This is a genomic window from Delftia sp. PX-1 (assembly GCF_055797465.1).
This window is the reverse complement of sequence record NZ_CP184763.1, coordinates 2,388,230-2,410,556: the sequence shown is the minus strand read 5'-3', so window position 1 is coordinate 2,410,556 and position 22,327 is coordinate 2,388,230. Positions and strand designations below refer to the sequence as shown.

Sequence of the window (22,327 nt, the reverse complement as noted above, 5' to 3'; positions counted from 1 at the left end):
AGAAATGCAAAGCCGGCCTGCTGCCACCGGCCCCGACCATCCCCCTGGCGCCTGTTCCTCTATCGCGCCCGCCCCGCCAGCCAGCGCCCGCCGAACTGGTTGATCACCATGCCCGCCAGCACGGCCAGCGTGCCCATCCACTGCATGAAGGTGGGCCGCTCGCCCAGCAGCAGCATGGCCGAGACCAGGCCTACCACGGGCACCATCAGAGACAGCGGCGCCACCGTGCCGGCCGCATAGCGCTGCAGCAGGCGCGTCCACAGGCCGTAGCCCAGCAGCGTGGCCAGCAGCGCCAGGTACAGGATGGAGGCCACGGCGGTCAGGTCGATCCCCGCCAGTTGCTGCACGACCGTATCCGCGCCATCGGTCCAGACAGCCAGGGCCATCAGCGGCGCAATGGGGAAGATGCTGCTCCAGACGATGAAGGGGAAAGGCTCGTAGGGGCCGCTGCGCGCCGCATAGCGCGTGATCATGTTGGACACGGCCCACATGCAGGCTGCGCCCACGGTCAGCAAAAAGCCGACCAGCGTCATGGCGTTGTCGCCCTCGCCATGGGCGCTGCCAATGGCAACCAGCCCGCCCAGCGATACCACCAGGCCCAGCCAATGCCACAGGCGCGCGGGCTCGCCCAGCAGGAAGGCGGCCAGCAGCAGCGTGACGAAGGCCTGCGTCTGCAGCACCACCGAGGCCATGCCCGCCGGCATGCCCAGCTTCAGGCCCAGGAACAGCATGCCGAACTGGCCCACGCCCTGCACCAGCCCATAGGCGGCCAGATAGCGCCAGCCCACCGACTTGGGCGGGCGCACGAACAGCAAAAAGGGCAGCGACGCCACCACGAAGCGCAGCGCGCTCAGCAGCATGGGCGACAGCGTCAGCAGGCCGAACTTCATGGCCACGAAGTTGGTGCCCCAGATCAGGATGACCAGCAGCGCACGCGCCCAGTCGCCACGGCTCAGGTGCTGCGCGGTCATGCCCTGCCCTCGGTGCGGCGGGGCCTGCAATGGTCAGGGACAGCGGCCGGCAGCACCGGCAAGAAACAGGAAGAAGGCATGGCGGGCAATGGGCAAAAAGAAAAGGGGCGGATCACATCCGCCCCCGGCGTTTGTACCACCGCAGCCCGTGCGCTGCCGGGCGGCCGTGGCTCGGCCCTGGGTTTCAGTCCGCCGCGTAGTCGATGGGATCGTGGGCATGCTGGCGCCCCAGCGCGCCGGCCATGGCCAGCATGAAGGCCAGGCCGCGCCGCACATCGGGCTCGCGTGCCATGCGCATCAGGCCGATCAGGGTGGGCGTTTCCTCCATGGCCTGCACCTGGGCCGCCGCCATGCGCGCGGCATTGCCCGCGGCCCAGGCCCCGCCCACGCCATCCTCGAAGGCCTTGGCGACCTTCTCGACCATGTAGTCGTCTGCCATGTCCACCAGGTCCGCCGTGGCCGACAGCAGATCGACCACGCGGTTCAGGCGCCGGCCCGCCAGCAGCGGCTCCAGCTTGCCCATCAGTTCGGCCAGCCCCTGCAGCGCGGCGTCGTCCTGCAGCAGGCCGCCGGCGGCGGGCTGCGCCACGGGAATGTCGGAAGCGATGTTCATCTCGGTGCTCCTTGTCTTCGTGCTTGGAATGACAATGCAAAGGCCCTGGCCTCAGACCAGGGCGCGGGCCACGGCCCAGTACATGCCGCGGTTGAAGCCCTTGCGCATCATGGAGCCGACCTTGGTCGGCGGCGTGGGCTTGACGTCGACCTGGTAGTCGTACCAAAGCGGCATGCCGCCGTCCAGGCCCATCTGGGCGATGGCCACCACGCGCCCGTCGTAGGCATCGCTGGTGCGGCCGAAGCGGATCTGCGAGGCGATGTTGTTCACCACCACGGGCGACTGGTTGTGGCAGGCGCCGCCGGCCTTGCTCACCGGCAGGTCCACCGTATCGCCCAGCACATAGACATGGCTCTGGCCCAGCACCTGCATGGTCTCGTGGTCGGTGGGCAGCCAGCCTTCGCCATCCTGCGCCTGCGACAGGCCGCAGTCGCGCACGGCCTGCACGGCGCGTATCGGCGGCGTGGCCATGAGGATGTCGAAGTCCTCGGCCTGGCCCTCTTCCGAGTGGGCCACCTTGGCCTCGGGGTCCACGCGCGCCAGCGTGAAGCCGCGCTGGTGGCGAATGCCGCGCTGCTCGAACACCGTGGGCAGGATCTCGCAGGTGTCCTTCTGCAGGAACAGGCAGTTGCGCAGCAGCTGCGAGACCGTGGGATAGGTGTAGACGATCTCCACCTTGTCGCGCACGCCGCGCCGGCGCAGCAGGTCGTCCAGCATCAGCGTGGTCTCTATGGGCGCGATGCCGCACTGGTGCGGCACATTGGGCGTCTTGGGAAAGGTCACGGTGACGAAGATGCGGCCCTTTTCTATGCGCGCCAGCTTGTCGGCCAGCTGCCGCGCGGGCGCGTGCTGGTAGAAGTGGTCGCCGGCCTCGGCCAGGCCTTCGATACGCTCGGGCGAAGGCACGCAGCCCGTGGAGATCACCAGATGGTCGTAGCCGAAGCGCTTGCCGCTCCTGCAGTGCACGGCCTGCAGCGCGAAGTCGAAGCGTTCCACTTCTTCCACCTGGAAGTCGATCTCGGGCCGCAGCAGGCCGCGCTGCCTGCGCCGCAGCTCGTCGCGAAAGAAGGCATTGAAGGCCACGTACATGAAGGCCGGCTTGTAGTAGTGCCAGGGCGAGTTCGACAGCATGGTGATGCGCACCTTGCCCGTGACCACCTCCGGATACAGCTTGCTGACCAGGTGGTTGGCGGTCATGGTGCCGCCAATGCCCCCTCCGATGATCAAGATGTGATGCGCCATCCCTGCTACTCCTTGTGCTTTCGCCTCAGTGGAACAACCGCTGGCGCCGCACGGCGCCCGCGCCGGAAAATGCGCCGCTCAGTCAGGCTTGAGCGATCGCCACACCCCGTCCCAGAGCGCGTCGAACAGGGGCTCTATGGGCGTGTCGATGATGCCGTCCAGCCGCAGGCAGATCATGCGGATCGCGCTGCCGTACATCAGGCTGGCCGCCACCATGGGCTCCATCTGGCGGATCTCGCCATCTGTCATGCCGGCGAACACGAAGCCGCGCATGCGCACGAAGGCCGAGGCCGAGCAGATGGCCTGCTCGTCGGGCAGAAACTCACGGTGGCGCGCATTGACCACGAAGCCCATGGCCTCGGGCTCGGCCTCGGCCAGCCCGAACAGCATGCGCAGCACCTCGCGGCAGCGCTGGGCGCTGCCCGCGTGCCGCTCCTCGATATCGTCGAGCAGCACATTCATGCGCGCCAGCAAATGCCGGTACAGCTCGCGCGCAATGCCTTCCTTGTCGGCAAAGTGGTTGTAGAAGAAACCGATGGACACGCCGGCCTCGGCGCACAGGTCCTGTATCGAGGTATTGAAGAAGCCCCGCTCCACGAACAGCCTGAGCGCCACGCGCAGCGTCTGCACATGGCGCGAACCCGCATGCGGAAAGAAGGTCCAGGCCTCGTCTTGCATGGGAAATGATCGTAGAACGAATCTTCATTCTATTTTTCACAAGCACGTGCAAACTACACCAGGGTTTTCCTGGACCTTGGCCTCAATCCATCAGCCGGAGTGCCTCGGCAAGCGATGCCACGTTGGCAATGCCCAGCTTTTCGTAGATGGAGCGGATCTGATTGCGCACCGTGGCAGGAGCACGCTGGAGTTGGACTGCAATCTGCTTGTGGGTCAGGCCCCGGACCACAAGCCGGGCAACCGTGGCTTCGCGGGGGGACAGCCCGTCGGCTGCGCACCGGGGGCGCGCTCGCAACCACAGCAGACCGTGCTGCGTGAACAGCGTGATGACCAGGGTGTGGGCCACCAGACGATGGGCGCCGCCCTGTGCCACAGTCTGCACGGCCGCAGGCAGGCGAGGACCTTGCCAGCCCGGCCATTCGGCGCGCAAGGCGTGCTCGAAGACGACGTCCATGTGGTGGATGATGCCGCGCGGGTCTGCCAGTGCCGAGCCCAACCGATCACGGGCCAGGCCCTGCCGAAGCTGCCCCAGATGCGTGAGGCGGTTGAGTTCCAGCGCCTGCTGCACATGGGGCAGCAGCGCGGCCAGCAGTTGGCGCTCGCCCTCGGTGCAATGCGCATCCGTGCGGGCGCGAAACAGCGTGAGCCAGCGCGTGTAAAGAGTGCTCGGGTTCAGCATCCCGCCGATGAAGAAGTGCGACTGCTCGAAGCGCCTGCCGTAGTCGCGCAGCGCCCCCTGATGCCGGCCACTGAACCAGGTCCTCGCTTCGAAGGCCAGCGTCTCGCTGGGATGCATGGTGACGGCCTGCGCCGCCGTGTCCAGGTGCTTGACCTCTTCATAGGCCTGCAGCATTTCGGGTGGCTGCCGATGAAGGTGGATGGTGTGGATATCGATGCCGGCCGCCGTCATGGTGGCCGAGCCCCACATGGCCGAGTCGAAGGGCAGCACGGGTTTGAGCAGGTCCAGCGCCTGGTCCTGGAAATGTTCGACAGGCTGCTCGTGCGATAGCCGGTAGAGGTTCAGCAGCAGGTGGTTGTATGCAGCGTCCATGGCGGCTTGCCTGCCTCTCTTCGATACGTTGAGATCGACTGCACGGGCGGGTGTTGCGCGAGCCGTGCCCTCTTGCCCCACCCCGGCAGCGCTTCAGGATAGTGCAATTGCATCATTTTGTTTGTTGCGTGTCACACATAGAGTTGGCTTGCCACCCACATTCCTGTACCGACACCATGCAAATCCACCCCAGTGCATCCACTTCCTTTCCCGCCGTGCGCCCTGTGCTGCTGTGCGGCCTTGTTGCAAGCCTCTATGCCTGTGGAGGAGGCAGCGGCGGCACCGACAGCGGCGGGGGCACCGGCGGCGGCACCGTGACACAGCCGGCCATCACGCTGTCAGGCACCGTCGCCATCGACCAGGCCGTGCGCAACGCTGCAGTCTGCGTGGATCTGAACGCCAATGCAGCCTGCGACACGGGCGAGCCCAGCGCAGCGGCCACCGGCAGTGACGGCAAGTTCAGCCTGACCTATCAACCCGGCGATGCGGCAGCCACCGCTGCCTTCAACCAGGCTCCCGTGCTGGCTCGCATCACACCCGAATCCGTGGACGCTGCGGACCCCACCAGCACCGCCACAGCCAAGGCGTTCGTGCTGTCTGCACCGGCTGGCAAATCCGCGCAGATCAATCCACTGACCAGCCTGGTGCAAAAGGCCATCGCGGCCGGCACGGCCAGGGAAGTGGCCGAGGCTGCAGTGGCCCGCCAGCTCGGCATCGACGCCGCCAGGATCTACGACTACCAGAGCGACGCGGCCTCCAGTGCCGCCGTGCTTGCGGATACCGCGCGCACAGCCGCCAAGGTCACCGCCTACGCGCTTGAGTTGGGCGTGCCTATTCAGGTGACGGCACCTGGCGCAGCGGCCGTGGCATCGAACCAACTGGCGTTTCTGAACTATGGCAACGCGCAGAACTACTCCGTGCGTGAACGCAGGTCCGACGGCGTCGTCCAGGCAGACGGCTTTGCCCACCAGTTCGAGACACGCAGCGGAAAAACCAACGGTGCACCCAGTACGCAGGAAGCGCTGTTCCCGTCCGTCACGCTCACCAGCACCGGATGGACGCGCTGCGACAGTTCCGTTGCGCGCCTGACGACACAGGGGGTTCCCTCGCGCACACTGCTGTGCAACCAGTCCACCGCCTACCTGGGCTTTACCACCGCTTCGCAGGACGTCAGCGGCAAGCCCATGGCCGAAGTCATCACGCAATTGCGTGCCGGAGACACAACGCTGCAGGCCGAGGGCATCCGCCATGACCGCTCCATCGAAATGGACCCTGCCACGCTGGGCTCGGCCGTCTTCCCGCAGGGCGCACAGATGCGCACTGCACTGTCGGTGCAGTTGAACCGGTCGCCGGCCTTCATCAACAACACGGCCACGGACCGCTTCGGCTTCGCCACGCTGGAAGCCATGATTGCCGGCCGCCCGGCCAGCGCGGTGAACCTGTCGACTCCAGCCACCGTGCGCGCCTCGACAGTCGGGGCGGCGGGGCCGGTCGATGCCAACCATGTGTTGCGCGTGGCCTTCATCGATGCGGCCAACGCCCAGTTCTACAGCTGTGAGTCCACCCCTCCGGCCTACAGCGATCTGGGCGCCTGCACCGTGCATTCGCAAAGCGCCTACACCCTCTCCACCTCCCAGGGCGTGCGCCTGCTGAGCTTTGCCGACTTCCCTGGCAAGACCTTCATGCAAGGCGTGACGCGGGGCTATACGGAATTCGACGGCAGCGTATTCGGCTATCGCCTGCCTGCCGCCATTGCCAGCGAAGACCAGGCGCTCAGCTATTCCACCCGGCTGAACGGCGTGGCCTGGGCTGCCATGAAAACGGTTCTGGGCATTGAGTGAGCCTTGCAGCCGGGAGCGGGCATTTCAAGCAAGGGATGGGGCGAGGCATCCCACGCGGCGCCCCGCAGCCGCGTGGGACGGCATGCCGGGCATGCATGCCTCAACTCCATCCTGCCGGACCGTAGAATCCGCGCGCAGCCATTGGAGACAGAGACAACAATGACGGGCTGCACACGAATCCGACCCAAAGGCCTTTTGCAAATGCAACTCCCCATCCACGTCATAGACGCATTCACATCGGAACGATTCAAGGGCAATCAGGCCGCCGTCATTCCCCTGGATGCATGGCTTGCCGATTCCACGCTGCAGGCCATTGCCGCCGAGAACAATCTTTCGGAGACCTCGTTCCTGGTCTGGAGTGCCGAGCGCGCTGCCTTCGAGATCCGCTGGTTCTCCCCGCTCACGGAGATCGCGTTCTGCGGCCATGCCACGCTGGCAAGCGCCTTCGTGCTGTTCGAGGCCGACCCGGCGCTGCGCAGCATCACGTTCTGGGCCGCCGCCGTGGGCAAGGTCACGGCCACGCAGGAGGATGGCGGACGCATCGTCATGACCTTCCCGCGCCGCGATGCCAAGCCGCTGGATGAGGTGCCCGCCGCACTGCGCGAAGGCCTGACGCCCGCACCCACGGCCTATCTCGTGAACCAGCAGGCCTACGTGGCCGTCTACGCAACCGAAGACCAGGTGCGAGCCGTCAAGCCGGACCTGGAGCGCCTCAAATCGCTGGGCCCGCTGGACGTGGTGGTGACGGCGCCTGCGGATGCGGGCGCCTCCCATGACTTCGTCAGCCGCTATTTCTGGCCCGCCAATGGCGGCGAGGAAGATCCCGTCACGGGCTCCATCCATGCGGCGCTTGCGCCCTACTGGGCGGGCAGGCTGGGCAAGAACCGTCTGATCGGCCACCAGGCCTCTCGCCGCACGGGCACGCTGTTTTGCGAGGTGACCGATGCCAGCGTCGAGGTGGCCGGCCATTGCGCGCGTTATCTGACCGGGACCATTACCGTCTGACGCCCGACTTTGCGCTGGCACGCAGGTACCATCCGCGCATGAGTACCCACTACGAATCCCTGTCGCAAGCCGACGCCTACCGCGACGCCTTCGGCGTGGAGGCGCCTGCCGCCAGCGAGCGCAACATGACACCGCGCAAGTCCGGCTTTTTCATCCGCAGCGTCGCCGTGGCCGCGGATGCCGCCACCCGACAGCAAGAACCCTCCGCTTCCGACACACCGCCCGCGCCTGCGGCACCGCCCGCACGCGAGCTGGTTGCCGCCCAATGGGGCCTGGTGCCGCACTGGGTGAAGTCGGCCTCCGACGGACGGCTGCGCGCGCTCAAGCTGGTGAATGCGCGTTCGGAGACCGTCTCCACGGCCCAGGCGTTCCGCGATGCCTGGCTCAATGGCCAGCGCTGCATCGTGCCCATGGCCGCCTTTTTCGAGGATGACTACCGCAACGGCAAGGCCCTGCCCACGCGCATCTCGCGCATCGACGGCAAGCCCATGGGCGTGGCCGGCGTGTGGGCGCAGTGGACGGGCCCGGATGGCGAGGTGCTGCTGAGCTACGCCCTGCTCACGGTCAACGCCAACAGCCATGCGCTGCTGCACCGCTACCAGCAGCCCGGCGCGGAAAAGCGCATGCCGGCGATTCTCAACGAAGGCGCCTACGACGCCTGGCTCAACGCGCGCGTGGAAAAGGCGCGCGAGTTCATGCGCCAGTACCCCTCCAACTGGCTCACCGCCAACCCCGTGGAGCGCAAGGCCGACAAGCGGCCTCCAGGCCTGATGGGCTGACGGGCTGATGGGCTGACGCATGGGGCTTGTCCCGCGCGCTACGGCGCCTTGGGCAACGCGTTGATGGTGCGCAGGATGTCGCGCGTGATGGCCTGGCGCTTGGGCAGGTCGGCCAGCCGGTGGGGCGTGTCCATGTTCATGGCGAAGAACACGGGGCCGGCAGGCCATTCCACCCAGCCCACCCACCAGCCGATACGGCCCGTCCAGCCGGTTTTGGCGCGCAGTATCCAGTCCGGGCCCGCCTCGTTGATCATCACGTCCTTCACCAGCCGCTGGTGCTCCACCGGCAATGGCAGCCGATTGCGGTACAGCCGCTGCAGGAAGGCCACCTGCTCCAGCGCCGAGATGGCCAGGTCGCCCTCCACCCAGAACGGCTGCTCGCCCGTGGCCAGCGCATTGCCGTAGTCGATCTTGCGCATGTAGGCAGCCTCACGCGCACTGCCAAGCTCCCCGGCAAAGCGTTCGTACACCCAGACGGTGGAGTTGCGCATGGCCGAGCGCAGGTCCTGATCGGCATTCCAGGCCGGCAACTGGCGCTTCACGCCATCCCAGGCAATGCGCTGGAACTCGTCGCGCAGCAGGCCGGCGTCCAGCGCGAACAGGCTGTGCGGGATCTTGAAGGTGGAAGCGGGCGAGTAGCGCCGCGCCGCGCGTTCACGGTTGTGGACGTAGACGGCTTCGGCCGGGCCTCTGGCATCGACCACGACGATGCTGCCATCGACCTTGGCATCGGCAAAGAAGCGGGCCCACTCGGGCCTGTCCTGCAGTTCGGCAGCCGCCAGCGCCGCCTGTGACAGACAGGCGAGCAGCGCGGCGCACATCAGATTTCTTCGATTCATGCCGGCAGTTTAAGAGCTGCACCACCGCACGCCGATGGTGCACCGTCCGCCCGGCTGCCCTGTTTTGACTCGCGGTTTTCCCGTTTTGGTGTTCCGGCTGCATCGCACGGCCCCCAAGGGCCCCGTCTGCGCTGGCACGACTTGTGCAAGGCCGCTGCAGGCCGGCCAATGCAGCCATGGCGGCAACGGCAGACGGCCCCATGACCACAACAAACAAGGGAGTCATTGCATGCACAGGTTCGCACGGGCATTGAGAACATTGGTGGCGGGAGGATGGGTCGCCGTCCTGGGTGCGGCGCAGACGGCGCAGGCGGCCGAGCAGGCGATCACGCGGCCGTCGCTGGTGGCGGTGGAATCCATCAGCGCCGTGGACACGGTCTGGCTGATGACGGCCACGGTGCTGGTGCTGCTGATGACGCTGCCCGGCATTGCGCTGTTCTATGCGGGCATGGTGCGCCGCAAGAACGTGCTCAACACCATGGCCAGCGTGGTGGCGATTGCCTGCCTGGTCAGCATTCTGTGGTTCGCACTGGGCTATTCGCTGGCCTTCACGCCCGGCAATGCGTGGATAGGCGGTGATTCGCGCGCCTGGTTCGCGGGGCTGGATTTCAACGCCGCCAAGGGCCTGGTGGCCGTGAGCCACCTGGCGCCGCATGTGCCCGAAGCAGCCTATGCGATGTTCCAGCTGGCCTTTGCCGTGATCACCGCCGCCTTGCTGGTGGGCGCCTGGGTGGAGCGCATGCGCTTCGGTGCCATGCTGATCTTCGTGGGCTTGTGGAGCCTGCTGGTTTATGCCCCGGTGGCGCACTGGGTGTGGGAGCCGGGCGGCTGGCTGGCGCGCATGGGCGCGCTGGACTTTGCCGGGGGCACCGTGGTGCATGTGAACGCGGGCGTGGCCGGGCTGGTCTGCGCCTGGTTCCTGCGGCCGCGCCGCGGCTACGGGCACGAGCCCTTCGAGCCCTACAACCTGGCCCTGACCATGATGGGCGCGGCGCTGCTGTGGATGGGCTGGTTCGGCTTCAACGCCGGCTCATCGCTGGCCGGGGACAGCCGGGCGGCGCTGGCGCTGGCCGTCACCCACATTGCCGCCAGCGCGGGCGCCCTGGCCTGGTCGCTGGCCGAGTATGTGGTGCGCGGCAAGGCCACGCTGCTGGGGCTGTGCTCGGGGCTGGTCGGCGGCCTGGTGGCGATCACGCCGGCAGCCGGTTTCGTGACGCCGCTGTCGGCGCTGTGCATCGGCCTGATCGCCGGTGTCGCCTGCTACTGGGGCGCCACGGGCCTCAAGCGGCTGCTGGGCGCGGACGATTCGCTGGATGTGTTTGGCGTGCATGGCGTGGGCGGCATCGTGGGATCGCTGCTGACCGGCGTGTTTGCCAGTCCGCAGATCGGCGGCGTGCAGGCCAGCGTGCTCACCCAGGCCGTGAGCGTGCTGGCCGTGGCCTTGTTCACGCTGGTGGCCACGGCAGTGCTGCTGTGGTTGCTGGACATGCTGATCGGCCTGCGCGTGGATGAGGAAAGCGAACTGCAGGGCCTGGACCTGGCGCTGCACCGCGAACGCCTGAGTGGATGAACGGCCGAGCCGCGAAGCGGCCCGGCACCCGATCGCCCGATGATCGTCAAACCGAAGGAGTGCCACTACATGCCCGAAAGCGAACTCCTGGCCATCGCCGCGCACCTGCATGTGCTGCTGCGCAGAAGCTGCGGCCGCGTGACCGATACCGAATGGCTGGCGGCCAATGCCGAGTACGCCGCCGAAATCATCCGCTTCGCACGGGAGCAGGAAGGGGCGCGCAGCACGCCCGAACTGGTGGAATGGACCCATCGCTTCGAAGCGGCCTGGAATGCCGCGCTGGCCGGGCCCGCCGAGCGCTCGCCGCTCATGCAGCGCGCCGGCGAGCTGATGCGCCAGCGTGCGGAAAACCGCAAGTACGTGGGCACGCTGCGCTAGGGCCTGGCTGGCTCAGGCAGGAGGATCAGGCCGGTGGAGCGGGCACCGAGTGCAGCAGCACGGGCGCGTCGCCATCGCCGTTGACGCTTTCCAGCTGCACGCCAAAACCCCACAGGCGCGCTGCGTGCTTGAGCACTTCCAGCGCATCGTCGGACAGCGGCCGGCCCTGGTAGCGGGTGTGGCGCAGGGTGAGGCAGCGGTCGCCGCGCAGATTGACGTTCCAGACCTGGATATTGGGCTCGCGCGCGCCCAGGTCGTATTGCTGCGACAGCGTCTGGCGCAGGGTGCGGTAGCCGTCGTCGTCATGGATGGCGCTGACCAGCAGCTCGCGTTCGCTGGCGTCGTCATGGATGGCGAACAGGCGCATGTCGCGCATCAGCTGTGGGCTCAGGTACTGGCCGACAAAGCTCTCGTCCTTGAAGTTCTGCATGGCATGGTGCAGCGCCGGCAGCCAGGGCGTGCCGGCCAGGTCGGGGAACCAGCGGCGGTCTTCCTCGGTGGGGTCCTGGCAGATACGGCGGATGTCGCGGTACATGGCAAAGCCCAGCGCATAGGGGTTGATGCCGCTGTAGGCGCGGTGTCCGGCGGGCGGCTGGTAGATGACGTTGGTGTGGGAGGACAGCCATTCGATCATCACGCCGTCGGTCAGCCAGCCTTCGTCGTACAGGGTGTTGAGCAGGGTGTAGTGCCAGAACGTGGCCCAGCCCTCGTTCATCACCTGGGTCTGGCGCTGCGGGTAGAAGTACTGGGCGATCTTGCGCACGATGCGCACGATCTCGCGCTGCCAGGGCTCCAGCAGCGGGGCGTTCTTCTCGATGAAGTACAGCAGGTTTTCCTCGGGCTCCTTGGGAAAGCGCTCGCTGTGCTGCGCCGCGCTGTCCTTGCCCGGGCGGGCCGGCAGGGTGCGCCACAGCTCGTTGACCTGCTGCTGGGCATAGGCCTCGCGCTGCTCGCGCTCGGCCCGCTCGCGCGCCAGGCTTTTCTTGGAGGGGCGGCGGTAGCGGTCCACGCCCAGGTTGGACAGGGCGTGGCAGGAGTCCAGCCATTGCTCCACCGTCGTCAGGCCGTGGCGCTCCTCGCACTGGGTGATGAAGTCGCGCGCATAGACCAGATAGTCGATGATGCTGCCGGCATCCGTCCACATGCCGAACAGGTAGTTGTTCTTGAAGAAGCTGTTGTGGCCGTACGCCGCATGGGCGATCACCAGGGCCTGCATGGCCGTGGTGTTCTCCTCCATCAGATAGCTGATGCAGGGATTGGAGTTGATGACGATCTCGTAGGCCAGGCCCATGTGGCCGCGCCGGTAGCGCCGCTCCGTCGCCATGTATTCCTTGCCATAGCTCCAGTGGCGGTAGCCCACGGGCATGCCCACGCTGGCGTAGGCGTCCATCATCTGCTCGGCCGAGATCACTTCCAGCTGGTTGGGATAGGTGTCCAGGCCGTAGCGTTCGGCGGCGGCCGCAATCGCTGCGTGATAGCGTTCGATCAGCTCGAAGGTCCAGTCGCTGGGATCGGGCAGAGGCTCGGCCGGCCGCTCCCCCGCCGGCAGCGGCGCGGAGGGCACTATGCGCTGGGCCCGTTCGCTGGCCAGATGGGATTTCCACTGCGGCGTGGCATGGCGGGGCGCCAGCACGGGATAGTGAGAGAGGTTCATACCGATACCCCCTCTTTCTTGAACAGGTCGCGGAACACGGGGTAGATCTCGCTGGCTTCCGACACCTTGCGCATGGCGAAATGCGAGAACAGCGGCAGCACCTGGCTGTACTCCTGCCACAGGCTCTGCTCTTCCTGCACCACCTGCACATAGGCGAAGTAGCGCACCAGCGGCAGGATCTTGTCGACCAGCAGGTTGCGGCAGTTGGAGCCGTCGTCGCCGAAGTTGTCGCCATCGCTGGCCTGGGCCACGTAGATGTTCCAGTCCCCGGACGGGTAGCGCGCGCGGATGATCTGGTCCAGCAGCACCAGCGCACTGCTGACCACCGTGCCGCCGCTTTCCTGGGAGTGGAAGAACTCGTCCTCGCTGACCTCGGCCGCCTGCGTGTGGTGGCGGATGAAGACGATGTCGATCTTCTCGTAGTGCCGCGTCAGGAACAGGTACAGCAGGATGAAGAAGCGCTTGGCCAGGTCCTTGCGGTCCTGGTCCATGGAGCCGGACACATCCATCACGCAGAACATCACGGCCTGGCTGATGGGCGCAGGCACGCGCGTGCGGTTGCGAAACCGCAGGTCGATGGGGTCGAGAAAGGCCACCGTGCCCATGCGCAGCTTCAGCGCATCGATACGCTGCTGCAGCTCGGCCGCCGCCTCGCTGGTGCCATCGTCCTGCGCCAGCAGCGCTTGCAGCTGCTCTTCCAGTGCCTTGAGTTCGCGGTGCGGCGCCTTGGTCAGCGCAATGCGCCGGCCCAGGGCGCCGCGCATGGTGCGCAGCAGCGCCAGGTTGTGCGGCGTGCCGTCGTGGCTGTAGCCGGCGCGGCGCGTCTTGTACTGCATGGTGTTGCCGATGTGGGTGCGCAGCAGGCGCGGCAGGGCCAGGTCTTCAAAGAACAGTTCCATGAACTCTTCCTTGGTCAGGGTGAAGGTGAAGTCGTCCTCGCCCTCGCCGCTGTCGCTGGCCTGGGAGCCGCCGCCGCCTGCGCCGCCCTGCGGCCGGGCAATGCGGTCGCCGCGCACATGCTCGGTGTTGCCCGGGTGCACCGTGTCATGGACGCCGCCCTGCCCATGGTGGAACACGGGCTCGCGGATGTCCTTGCGCGGGATGGAGACGCTCTCGGACTCCTCCATGTGGCGGATGCCGCGCTTGTCCACCGCGCGGCGCACCGCCTCGGCGATCTGCGCCTTGTAGCGGCGCACGAAGCGCTCGCGGTTGCCCACCGACTTGTTCTTGCCGGCCAGCCTGCGATCGATGATTTGCAATGCCATCTGTTCCCCCCAGCCCGGGCGCGCCGAAGGGCGGCGCACCCACCCGTCAGTTGCTCTTGCGAACGCGCAGATACCACTCGCACAGCAGGCGCACCTGCTTGGACGTATAGCCCTTGGCCTCCATGCGGGTGACAAAGTCCTCGTGCTTGCGGGCATCCTCGGCACTGGCCTTGGCGTTGAAGCTGATCACGGGCAGCAGCTCCTCGGTATTGGAGAACATCTTCTTCTCGATCACCACGCGCAGCTTCTCGTAGCTGGTCCAGCTGGGGTTCTTGCCCTGGTTGTTGGCCCGCGCGCGCAGCACGAAGTTGACGATCTCGTTGCGGAAGTCCTTGGCATTGGCGATGCCCGCGGGCTTCTCGACCTTCTCCATCTCGGCGTTGAGCGCGTTGCGGTCGAAGGCCTCGCCGGTATCGTTGTCGCGGTACTCGCTGTCCTGTATCCAGTAGTCGGCGTAGGTGACGTAGCGGTCGAAGATGTTCTGGCCGTACTCGCTGTAGCTCTCCAGATAGGCGGTCTGGATTTCCTTGCCGATGAACTCGGCATAGTGCGGCGACAGGTATTCCTTGATGTAGCTGGTGTACTTGGTCTCCAGCTCGGCAGGGAACTGCTCGCGCTCGATCTGCTGCTCCAGCACATACATCAGGTGCACCGGGTTGGCCGCCACCTCGGTACTGTCGTAGTTGAAGACCTTGGACAGGATCTTGAACGCGAAGCGCGTGGAGATGCCCGACATGCCCTCGTCAACGCCCGCATAGTCGCGGTACTCCTGGAAGCTCTTGGCGCGCGGGTCCGTGTCCTTGAGGCTCTCGCCGTCATAGACCTGCATCTTGCTGAAGATGCTGGAGTTCTCGGGCTCCTTCAGCCGCGTGAGCACGGCGAACTGGGCCATCATCTTGAGCGTGCCGGGCGCGCACACGGCGCTGGCCAGCGAGGACTCGCGGATCAGCTTCTCGTAGATGCGCACCTCCTCCGACACGCGCAGGCAGTAAGGCACCTTGACGATGTAGACCCGGTCCAGGAAGGCCTCGTTGTTGCGGTTGTTGCGGAAGGCCTTCCACTCGCTCTCGTTGCTGTGGGCCAGCACCATGCCGTCGAAGGGAATGGCGCCAAAGCCCTCCGTTCCCTTGTAGTTGCTCTCCTGCGTGGCCGTCAGCAGCGGGTGCAGCACCTTGATGGGCGCCTTGAACATTTCCACGAACTCCAGCAGGCCCTGGTTGGCCAGGCACAGGCCGCCCGAGTAGCTGTAGGCATCGGTATCGTCCTGGGCAAAGTTCTCCAGCTTGCGGATGTCCACCTTGCCCACCAGGCTGGAGATGTCCTGGTTGTTCTCGTCGCCGGGCTCGGTCTTGGCAATGCCCACCTGCCTGGAGATGCTGGGATAGCGCTTGACCACGCGGAACTGGCGGATGTCGCCGCCCAACTCCTCCAGGCGCTTGACGGCCCAGGGCGACAGCACATGGTTGAGGCAGCGCCGGGGAATGCCGAACTGCTCCTCCAGCAGCGGCCCGTCCTCCACGGGGTCGAACAGGCCCAGCGGCGACTCGTTCACGGGCGAGCCCTTGAGCGCGTAGAACGGCACCTTCTGCATCAGGTATTTGAGGCGCTCGGCGATGGAGCTCTTGCCACCGCCCACGGGGCCCAGCAGATAGAGGATTTGCTTGCGCTCTTCCAGGCCCTGGGCCGCATGGCGGAAGAAGCTCACCACCTGCTCGATGGAGTCTTCCATGCCGTAGAACTCGGCGAAGGCCGGATAGCGCCGGATGACCTTGTTGGCAAACAGCCGCGACAGGCGCGGATCATTGCGCGTGTCCACCATTTCGGGTTCGCCTATGGCCGCCAGCATGCGCTGGGCGGCGCCCTCGTAGGCCATGGGATCGCGCTGGCACAGGGCGAGAAATTCGTCCAGCGACATCTCTTCTTCGCGAAGGCGAACGTAACGTGCAGCCGAGTTGCTGATGACATCCATACGACCTCTCCCGGCGGCACCCGAGGGCGAACAGTGCCGCGAAGTTGCAAGGCATTCGCTACCGTGTGGAACTGTTGTAGCACCTTGCATCCGCTTTGAATAGCTCATACGTCCCACATGTCTGCATTGCGCGCGAGGTCACAATGTCAGGTTCCTGGACTACCCCGCTTTTTGCGGCGCCGGGACAGGGGCTTGAGCCAGCCGGGCCTGCAGCAAGGCCCGTGAATACAGCGCCTCACGCTCCCACTTTTGACAAATGATAGTCCGCACTCACACAGCGGCACAGGCCCGAATTCAGAACCGATGTCTCCTGCCGACAACCCCCTACTTGCCGCCGGTCGCCCATCGCGCAAACTGGCTGCCGTCACGCCGATGCACCTGCTGTGGGCCATGTGCCTGGTGCTCGGCCTGCTGCTCGCCCTGCTGGCACCGGGCCTGGCCAAGGCCGCACCGGCAGCAGGCCCTTTGGGTGCCTTGCAGGGCACCCTGGGCGGTGGCTCCGCGTCCGACAAGGAACGAAGCAACGCCATTCAGACCCAGCTCGATGCCGCAGCCTCGGCCACAAAGGAAGCCGATGCGCTGGCCCAGGAACTGGACCGCATGCGCGCCAGGGCACGCACGCCCGTGCCGCCCCTGCCCGCGCCGCTGAGCGACGAGCAGCTGGGCAGCCTGTTCGATCGCTGGAAGGAACGCGTTCCCGCCAACGCCAGCCAGGAAGTGCTGGAACGCCTGCTGGCCGATGAGCGCGATGCCATTGCCGCCCTCAAGGCCGGCATCGAGAAATCCGCGGCCGACCAGGCCAACCTGGTCTCGCAGCCCGGCCCGGGGCGCATCGATCTGTCCATCCTGCAGCAGCGCGCCCAGGAAAACGCCGAGCCCGTGACGGCCGAGCCCGGCGAGGCCCCCGATCTCACCCAGGCCCGCCAGGCGCGCCGCAGCGCCGAGCACCGCCGCGCCCTGCTGGAGCTGGCGCTGCGCCAGGAAGAGCAGTCCACCATCGAAGCCCGCCAGCGCCTGCTGGCCGCCCAGCTGCAGGCCCAGCGCCGCGAGCTGCTGGAGCGTATGCCGCGCGCCGCCTGGCTGACCCAGCGCATTGCCGAGCGCAGCCGCCAGCAACTGGAGCAGCAGGTGCAGGAGATGGAGCTGGCCGCCCAGCACGCTTCCGCCGCCGATCCCGCCATACGCGACCTGGCCCAGCGCAATGCTGCGCTGGCCGCGCAGATCCTCAAGAACTCCAATGAACTGGCGCAGGAGCGCAAGACCCTGGCCAATGACGAATATGTGCGTGACCAGTTGAGCGCCACGCTGCGCGACACCCAGGCACGCCTGCGGCTGGGCGGTGGCAGCGCGGCCGTGGGCCAGTGGCTGTGGCAGCAGCGCGTGGAGCTGTCCTCCGGCAGCACCCTGCAGGCCAGGCACCGGGCCGTGCAGCGCCAGCTGGCCGAGCTGCGCCTGACACTGTTCAACTCCAGCAAATGGCGCCAGAACCCCGGCGCGGACACGGCGGCGCAGGCCCCGGCCGACGCTGCGGATGCAGGCGGCGTGGCGGCACCGGAGCCGGCCGCCAACGCCACGGTATCGGCCCAGCAGACCGCTTTGCTGGCCCGGCAGGTGGCGCTCACCGATCAGCTGCAACCGGTGTTGCTGCGCCGCATCGCCGTGCTGGAGCAGACCGACGACGCGCTGCGCGCGGCCCTGCGCAGCGGCAATGAGTTGCGCCAGGTGCTGGACAAGGAGCTGCTGTGGTTCCCCAGCCACCGCCCCATGGACCGTACCTGGCTCAGCGAGTGGCAGGCGCTGGAGCAGGACATCGAAGGCAGCAGCTCGCCCTGGAAAACCGCGCGGGCGCTGGCCGCCAGCATCTGGAACGATCCCTGGGCCTTTGGCGCCGTCGGCCTGATCGTGGCCCTGCTGCTGGGCCTGCGCCGCTACGCGCTGCGCCAGCTGCAGTCCATCGCCGTGCGCGTGGGCGACTTCATGCGCGACCACTTCGGGCTGAGCCTGCTGGCGCTGGGCTGGAGCCTGCTCTACACCTTGCCCTGGAGCTTTGCGGCCGCGGCGCTGGGCAGCCTGCTGCAAGGCCCGGAAACCGTGGGCACGGCGCTGGAGCCGCTGGGCGCCACCCTGGTCCAGCTCAGCGATTTCATCTTCGTGGCCACCTTGCTCAACGCCCTGTTCTGCCCGGGCGGGCTGGCACTGGCCCACTTCGGCTGGCCGGCTGCTCGCGTGCAGATGCTGCGCCAGATGGTGCGCCGCGCCGCCTGGCTGATCGTGCCTGCCGAACTGCTGGGCGGCCTGGCCTTCTACAGCCATGACAACCACGCCATCAGCACCTGGGGGCGCATCTCCATCCTCATGCTGTCGCTGGGGCTGGCCTGGATGGCCTGGCTGTACTTTCGCCGTGTCATGCAGCAAAAGCGGCCCGGCATCCACTGGGGCCAGATCGTCAGCGTGGTGCTGATGCTCATGCTCAGCGCGCTGGCCGTGGGCATCGTGCTCGGCTATGTCTACACGGCCACCGAAGTCATCCAGGCCCTGATGGCCAGCTTCGTGTTCCTGGGCGCGGTCGAGGTCGTGGTCAACCTGCTGCGGCGCTGGCTGCTGCTGGGCGAGCGGCGCCTGGCGCTGAACCGGCTGCGCGAAGCCGCCAGGCTGGCCCAGAGCGGCTCGGGAGTGGACACCGGCAAGGCCCCCACCGACGAAGCCACCCAGATGGCCCTGGTCACCGTGGGCGCCCAGGCGCACCGGCTGCTGGGCCTGCTGCAGCAGGTGCTGGTCGTGCTGACCCTGGTCTACGCCTGGCTGCCCGTGCTGCCTGCGCTGCTGCGCTCCGAAGGCGTGGTGCTCTGGTACACCACCAACACCGGCGCCGACGGCATCGCGCATGCCGCCCCCGTGAGCCTGATGGATGCGCTGCTGGGCGTGATGATCCTGCTGCTCACCTTCAGCTTTGCACGCAACCTGCCCGGCCTGCTGGAAGTGACGCTGTCGGCCTCCAACCGCATCAGCAGCTCCGCGCGCTACACCCTGGCCACGCTGGCGCGCTACGCCATCACCATCGCGGGCACGGTCAGCGCCTTCACGCTGCTGGGCCTGCGCTGGGGCCAGCTGCAGTGGATGGTGGCGGCGCTCACCGTGGGCCTGGGCTTCGGCCTGCAGGAGATCTTCGCCAACTTCGTCTCGGGCCTGATACTGCTGGTGGAGCGGCCCTTCCGCGTGGGCGATGTCATCACCATCGACACCCTCACCGGCACCGTCACGCGCATCCGCACGCGGGCCACCACGGTGCTGGACTTCGACAACAAGGAAATCGTCATCCCCAACAAGACCTTCATCACGGGCCAGGTGACGAACTGGACCTTGAGCGACGACGTGACCCGCCTGGTGATCGACGTGCCCGTGGCCCACGGCAACGACCCCGAGCAGGTGCGCGACATGCTGCTGGACATTGCCAGGGAGCACCCCCAGGTGCTGCGCGAGCCCGAGCCCAACTGCTGGTTCATGGCGCTGGAAGGCAACGGCCAGCGCTTCGAGCTGCGCGCCTACGTGGGCAAGGTCGAAGACCGCCTGCCCGTGCGCCACGACCTCAACCGCCGCGTCAACGACCGGCTCAAGGACGCTGGCATTGCCGTGGCCTTCCCGCAGCTGGACCTGCATGTGCGTAACATGCCGGCCCATGCACCGGCCCATGCACCGGCCCATGCACCGGCCCATGCACCGGGGCAGGCGCCTGGGCAGGCATCTGGGCAGACCCCACCCCATCCGACGGCATGAGGCCGACAAGCCCCCCCGGTTCTATGCGCAAAGCGCGGCATTGCCGCGCTCGCGGTCAGAACACTTCCCAGTTCTCGTCCACACGCTCGCCCGCATTGCGCAGCGGGGTGACCTTGGCAGGCGCTGCAGCAACCCTGGGTGCCGCTGGGGACGCCTTCGTCCGCTGGCCGCCCTTGCTGCCTGAGGCGGCTGGCGCTGGCGCCTGGGCCGGTGAGGACGCGGGCAGGGACACGGACGAGGACACCCCGTCCAGCTTGAACAGACTGACCAGATCGACCAGCTTGGCAGCCTGCGCGTTCAAGCTTGCGGCAGCCGCCGCCGATTCCTCGACCAGGGCCGCATTCTGCTGCGTGACCTGGTCCAGCTGTACGACGGCGTCGCCCACCTGCGCCACACCATCGGCCTGCTCGGCCGTGGCCGCGCCTATTTCGCCGATCAGGTCGGCAACGCGTTGCGCCTGCTGGACGATGTCCTTCATCGCGGAGCCCGTCTCGCTCACCAGGCCCGAGCCCTCGTCCACCTTGGACACGCTCTCACCTATCAGGGCCTTGATCTCCTTGGCTGCCCCCGCGCTGCGTTGGGCCAGACTGCGCACTTCGGAAGCCACCACGGCAAAGCCTCGCCCCTGCTCGCCCGCCCGTGCTGCCTCCACGGCGGCATTGAGCGCCAGGATGTTGGTCTGGAAGGCAATGGAGTCGATCACGCCGATGATGTCCTCGATCTTCCGGGAACTCGCGGTGATCTGCTCCATGGTGGCCACAACGCGGTCCACGATCTTGCCGCCGCCGGTGGCGGCCTGGCTCGACGATGCGGCCAGCTGGGTGGCGGTACGCACCGTATCGGCATTGAGCTTGACGGTGGCGTTCATCTCCTCCATGGAGGCGGCGGTCTGCTCCAGATTGCTGGCCTGCTCCTCCGTGCGCTGGCTCAGGTCGGCATTGCCCGATGCGATCTGGCTGGCGCCGGTCGCGATGGATTCGCTGCTTTGCCGCACATCGGCGACCACGCGCGCCAGACCGGCCCGCATGTCCTCCATGGCGTGCAGCAGGCTGGAGGTGTCTCCGGGCGCCAGTTGCACCCGCACGGACAAATCGCCCTGCGCGATCTGGCGCGCCACCCCGGCGGCATAGGAGGGCTCTCCGCCCAGCTGCTGCTTGACCGTCCTGGTGATCATCCAGGCCACCAGAGAGCCCAGCGCGGCGGCCAGCAGCGTCAGCACCAGCATGGCCACGCCGTCTTCGGCCACGCTGCGCAGGGAGCCGTCCACCGTGGCCTGTGTCTGGGACTTCTGGTAGGAGACCAGCGCCTCGACCGCATCGAAATAGGTCGTCTGCAAGGCGCGCAGGCGTCCCATGATCAGGTCCCTGGCCGCATCGCCTTGGTTGGCCAGGCCCAGGTCACCGGCCTGGCGCATGGTCTCCACGAAAGGCTGGCGCGCCTGCCGTATGTCGGCAAAGAGCCGGCGCGCCTGCTCGGTCTGCAGGCGCTGGTCCAACTCCTTCATGACCAGGCCGTTCCTGGCAACCACCTCATCCAGCCGGCGGCTCTCCTCGGCCATCTGAGCCGGATCGGTGATCAGCGCCAGATTGCGCACCACCCGCGCCGACACATTGGCGTTGTCCTTGAGCGATTGCAGCCGGGCCAGATTGCCCATGCGGTCCTCGGCCAAAACACGCAACTGCTCCCCCTGATCGTGCAGCTTCATCCAGCCGAAGCCGGCCACGCACACGCAGACCACGATCACCGCAAGGAAACCCATGCCCAGCATGGTTCCCAACTTCATACGCCTCAGAAAACCCACGTCGCTCTCCCTCGAACCACCTACGCAAACCGGCCAGACTGCTGGCACGGAAGAAACACATCTAGGAACAAATTTGACAATTTGAATCACTCGCACCGCCTTCCCAAACCCTGCACATCCAGTAGGACAGCGCCTTGCCGGCATGCAGGCATCGGGCTGCCAGCCATTGCCAAAACCCGTCATTTCGCGCTTGATGGCCATGCTTCAATCCACGCGCCAGCACGGGGCGCGACTTCGCCCTCCAGGACTTCGATCATCTGGCCCAGGTTTCAATCCACGCGCCCGCACGGGGCGCGACGCAGGCTGCGCTATGGATGAGGCGTTAAGCGATGTGTTTCAATCCACGCGCCCGCACGGGGCGCGACCTTGGTCCGTACCTGCAGCAGATGCGCCTGTTTGTTTCAATCCACGCGCCCGCACGGGGCGCGACCTGATGAGGTCTCGACCCTGCTCATCGGATGCGGCGTTTCAATCCACGCGCCCGCACGGGGCGCGACTGAGGTAGTCGATGATCATTGCGCGCGTCCAGATGTTTCAATCCACGCTCCCGCACGGGGCGCGACATGGCGCCCTCCCACATTCGGTGAGTGCAGTGAGGTTTCAATCCACGCGCCCGCACGGGGCGCGACCAGATTGCCGCGAAGACACTGGAGTGGGATGGCTGGTTTCAATCCACGCGCCCGCACGGGGCGCGACGGTATCGGTCAGCCGGATGCTCAGCGAGACGCCGTTTCAATCCACGCGCCCGCACGGGGCGCGACGCCAGGGCCTCGGTGGGCATTGCTGGCCTGTCGGGTTTCAATCCACGCGCCCGCACGGGGCGCGACAGCAGGGACAAGCAACGCGAGGAGCAGCGACGATGTTTCAATCCACGCGCCCGCACGGGGCGCGACCCAC

The 22,327-nt window shown here is 66.9% G+C and carries 16 protein-coding genes and 1 CRISPR repeat array (1 of these 17 only partly in view); of the genes, 6 read left to right on the top strand and 10 right to left on the bottom strand.

The genetic code is table 11. From position 1 onward, the window contains the following. Window positions 1-59: 59 nt before the first annotated feature. The 5 genes from ACN20X_RS11090 to ACN20X_RS11070 form a co-directional block, all read right to left on the bottom strand. A complete protein-coding gene (locus ACN20X_RS11090; RefSeq protein ID WP_070080565.1) occupies window positions 60-971 on the bottom strand; it encodes an EamA family transporter in 912 nt (303 codons plus the stop codon). A gap of 184 nt (window positions 972-1,155) precedes the next feature. After that, window positions 1,156-1,584: a helical membrane plugin domain-containing protein gene (locus ACN20X_RS11085; RefSeq protein ID WP_012204259.1), complete on the bottom strand. Its 429-nt coding sequence runs from the start codon at window positions 1,582-1,584 to the stop codon at window positions 1,156-1,158. 51 nt (window positions 1,585-1,635) lie between these two features. Continuing rightward, complete coding sequence (locus tag ACN20X_RS11080; protein ID WP_016449746.1) at window positions 1,636-2,826, bottom strand: NAD(P)/FAD-dependent oxidoreductase; 1,191 nt, start codon at window positions 2,824-2,826, stop codon at window positions 1,636-1,638. 78 nt (window positions 2,827-2,904) lie between these two features. Next, a complete protein-coding gene (locus ACN20X_RS11075) occupies window positions 2,905-3,504 on the bottom strand; it encodes a TetR/AcrR family transcriptional regulator (RefSeq protein WP_012204257.1) in 600 nt (199 codons plus the stop codon). An 82-nt stretch (window positions 3,505-3,586) separates the two neighbouring features. Next, entirely contained in the window at window positions 3,587-4,555 is a 969-nt protein-coding gene (locus ACN20X_RS11070) for a helix-turn-helix transcriptional regulator (RefSeq protein WP_473210600.1), read from the bottom strand. A gap of 176 nt (window positions 4,556-4,731) precedes the next feature. Between ACN20X_RS11070 and ACN20X_RS11065 the strand changes: the two genes are divergently transcribed. The 3 genes from ACN20X_RS11065 to ACN20X_RS11055 all read left to right on the top strand — a co-directional run bounded on the left by ACN20X_RS11065 (window position 4,732) and on the right by ACN20X_RS11055 (window position 8,180). Beyond that, window positions 4,732-6,396, top strand: a complete 1,665-nt coding sequence (locus ACN20X_RS11065; RefSeq protein WP_392443640.1) for a hypothetical protein — start codon at window positions 4,732-4,734, stop codon at window positions 6,394-6,396. A 201-nt stretch (window positions 6,397-6,597) separates the two neighbouring features. Continuing rightward, window positions 6,598-7,401 (top strand): PhzF family phenazine biosynthesis protein, encoded by an 804-nt coding sequence (locus ACN20X_RS11060; RefSeq protein WP_244386583.1) that lies wholly within the window; start codon window positions 6,598-6,600, stop codon window positions 7,399-7,401. 38 nt (window positions 7,402-7,439) lie between these two features. Continuing rightward, complete coding sequence (locus ACN20X_RS11055) at window positions 7,440-8,180, top strand: SOS response-associated peptidase (RefSeq protein WP_473210599.1); 741 nt, start codon at window positions 7,440-7,442, stop codon at window positions 8,178-8,180. 38 nt (window positions 8,181-8,218) lie between these two features. Here ACN20X_RS11055 and blaOXA read toward each other — a convergent pair whose 3' ends face one another. Next, on the bottom strand, window positions 8,219-9,019 hold the full coding sequence (gene blaOXA / locus ACN20X_RS11050; RefSeq protein WP_473210598.1) for a class D beta-lactamase: 801 nt from the start codon (window positions 9,017-9,019) through the stop codon (window positions 8,219-8,221). A gap of 229 nt (window positions 9,020-9,248) precedes the next feature. Between blaOXA and ACN20X_RS11045 the strand changes: the two genes are divergently transcribed. After that, entirely contained in the window at window positions 9,249-10,589 is a 1,341-nt protein-coding gene (locus tag ACN20X_RS11045; RefSeq protein ID WP_473210597.1) for an ammonium transporter, read from the top strand. A 69-nt stretch (window positions 10,590-10,658) separates the two neighbouring features. After that, window positions 10,659-10,967 carry a hypothetical protein gene (locus tag ACN20X_RS11040; protein WP_016449753.1) on the top strand — a complete coding sequence of 103 codons (309 nt, stop codon included), beginning with the start codon at window positions 10,659-10,661 and terminating at the stop codon, window positions 10,965-10,967. A 25-nt stretch (window positions 10,968-10,992) separates the two neighbouring features. Here ACN20X_RS11040 and ACN20X_RS11035 read toward each other — a convergent pair whose 3' ends face one another. The 3 genes from ACN20X_RS11035 to ACN20X_RS11025 are packed head-to-tail and all read right to left on the bottom strand — an operon-like array spanning window position 10,993 to window position 15,855. Further along, window positions 10,993-12,621 carry a SpoVR family protein gene (locus ACN20X_RS11035; protein WP_016449754.1) on the bottom strand — a complete coding sequence of 543 codons (1,629 nt, stop codon included), beginning with the start codon at window positions 12,619-12,621 and terminating at the stop codon, window positions 10,993-10,995. Then, complete coding sequence (locus ACN20X_RS11030; RefSeq protein WP_016453825.1) at window positions 12,618-13,886, bottom strand: YeaH/YhbH family protein; 1,269 nt, start codon at window positions 13,884-13,886, stop codon at window positions 12,618-12,620. The genes ACN20X_RS11035 and ACN20X_RS11030 overlap by 4 nt, the downstream gene beginning before the upstream one ends. A gap of 46 nt (window positions 13,887-13,932) precedes the next feature. Beyond that, a complete protein-coding gene (locus ACN20X_RS11025; RefSeq protein ID WP_016449756.1) occupies window positions 13,933-15,855 on the bottom strand; it encodes a PrkA family serine protein kinase in 1,923 nt (640 codons plus the stop codon). A 372-nt stretch (window positions 15,856-16,227) separates the two neighbouring features. Between ACN20X_RS11025 and ACN20X_RS11020 the strand changes: the two genes are divergently transcribed. Further along, window positions 16,228-19,629 carry a mechanosensitive ion channel domain-containing protein gene (locus tag ACN20X_RS11020; protein ID WP_133073266.1) on the top strand — a complete coding sequence of 1,134 codons (3,402 nt, stop codon included), beginning with the start codon at window positions 16,228-16,230 and terminating at the stop codon, window positions 19,627-19,629. A gap of 55 nt (window positions 19,630-19,684) precedes the next feature. Here ACN20X_RS11020 and ACN20X_RS11015 read toward each other — a convergent pair whose 3' ends face one another. Further along, window positions 19,685-21,412, bottom strand: coding sequence for a methyl-accepting chemotaxis protein (locus tag ACN20X_RS11015; RefSeq protein WP_074923157.1), 1,728 nt, complete (start codon window positions 21,410-21,412; stop codon window positions 19,685-19,687). 219 nt (window positions 21,413-21,631) lie between these two features. Next, a CRISPR array of direct repeats spans window positions 21,632-22,327; the repeat unit is 32 nt; unit sequence GTTTCAATCCACGCGCCCGCACGGGGCGCGAC; it runs 1,053 nt beyond the window's last position.